Origin of the sequence: Paenibacillus sp. 598K, from assembly GCF_003851045.1 — a bacterium.
In the GTDB taxonomy this organism is placed as follows: Bacteria; Bacillota; Bacilli; order Paenibacillales; family Paenibacillaceae; genus Paenibacillus_D.
The window spans coordinates 1-1,871 of the sequence record NZ_BFBX01000216.1; the positions used below are offsets into that span (position 1 = coordinate 1).

Consider the following 1,871-nt stretch of genomic DNA (forward strand, 5'->3'; position numbering starts at 1 on the left):
TCCAAGGTGACGGCGCCCTGCTCGCCGGGAGATCCGCCGACCTGGATCGAGAATGCCTACGAGCTGTTGGACGAGGAGGGCGAATGGTATCTGAACCGAAGCGACGGCTATATCTACTACAGGCCGCGCGGCGGAGAGGATATGGCGACGGCTCAGGTAATCGCGCCGGTGCTGGAGAGCCTGATCGATGGAGCCGGCACGCTCACACAGCCGCTGCGGAATCTGGTCTTCGAGGGGCTGACCTTTGCCTATGCGACCTGGCTGGTTCCGAGTACGGATCGCTATTGGGCGGGGCAAGCCGGGTTCCAGGGGATTGGCTCGACGATGGAGGATTGGTGGGACGGACAGACGACGAAGACGCCGGCGAGCATCGCGTTCCGGGCGGCGCATCAGATCCGCTTCGAGCGCAATGTGTTCATCCATTTGGGGGCCTCGGGATTAAGCCTGGAATACGGCAGTCGGCACAACAAGATTACGGGCAACGTATGGACGGATATATCGGCGGCTGCTATCTCCATCGGTCATGTGAACGACCATCATCCATGCGGGGACGCAGCGCCTTGCGCCTCGGGCGAGATCAATGAGCATAACACGATCGCGAACAATTATATCGCCCGAGTCGGTAGAGAGTACCTGGATCACCCGGCGATCTGGGTCGGGTACACGGATAATATGCTGATCGAGCATAATGAAATCTCGGACGTTCCGTATACGGGCATATCGCTGGGCTGGGGCTGGGGCGAGGTGGATCCCGGCGGCGCAGTCGGCTACACGAAGGAGACGATCGCGAGGAACAATCGCATCCAATACAACCTGATTCGGAATCCGATGCAAGTGTTGCGCGATGGAGGAGCGATCTACACGCTGGGCTCCCAGCCGGGCACGACGATCAACCACAACGCCATCATAAACTACAACAATGATTACGGCGCGATCTACCTCGATAATGGCAGTCGTCATATTGAGGTGTTCAACAATGTCGTTCAAGGAACAAAAATGTCAAATTGGTTGTACCATCAAAACGAATCCGGGCTGCCTGCCGCCGATAACGTCATTAAAAGCAACTATTCCGATTCACCGAATATGGAGTGCAACGCCGTGGTGTCACGCGCTTGCAGCGATGTGGTCTCCTCCAATACGATGGACAGTCAATTGCCGGAGGAGGCCCTTCGCATGATCGAACAGGCAGGACTTGAGCCCGCTTACCGAGAGATACGCCAGGAAAGCTTGGGCAACCTTGCATTAAAACAGCCTGCGTTCGCTTATTACAGCGACGGGACTTTGGATGAGGCGGCTTCCGCCGAGCTCGCCGTGGACAACGACGATGTTTCTTATGCCGTGGCATCGAAGCAGTGGTTGTGGCAGCTTCAAGTCGACCTCGGCGAGCTGCAGCATATCGGCAGGATTCGCCTGCGAATGCCGGAAGATAAATACGCAACGAGCTTCCAGCTCGCAACTTCAAGCGATGGCTCGAAGTTTCAGATCGATCGTTCGGTAATGGATTTTAAAGGAGGTGTTAGCGACAGCGTCTTTTTCTCTCCGGTCAAGGCTCGTTTCCTTCGCATCATCGCATTAAAGCCGGACGGTGCCGGACAGCCTGGAGGACAGATGGCGATAGCTCGGCTCGAAGTGTTCAGTCCGCCTGCAACAGCGAAAACAAAATCAGGATGGAGGTATCAGAAATGAAACTGATAGGGAAAGCCTCATTATCCACTGCATTCGTTATGCTGCTTGTTTATGCTTGCTTGGGGGGTTCAGATGCAATAATGGCTCAACCGACTTACGTCAATGGCATACAGGCTGAGTTGTACGCATCGCCGTCCGGAAGCGGAAACGCCTGCACACAGGCCGATCCATGCTCGCTGGAGGGC

Annotated in this window: 2 protein-coding genes; both read left to right on the forward strand. The window is 56.0% G+C overall.

The window, feature by feature from the left end; all coding sequences use genetic code 11:
* The coding region (locus PA598K_RS34555; protein ID WP_185602415.1) for a right-handed parallel beta-helix repeat-containing protein at positions 1-1,686 on the forward strand (1,686 nt) is incomplete at its 5' end.
* A partial coding sequence (locus PA598K_RS37505) for a hypothetical protein (protein ID WP_221414206.1) occupies positions 1,683-1,871 on the forward strand: 189 nt, incomplete at its 3' end. The genes PA598K_RS34555 and PA598K_RS37505, both read left to right, overlap by 4 nt.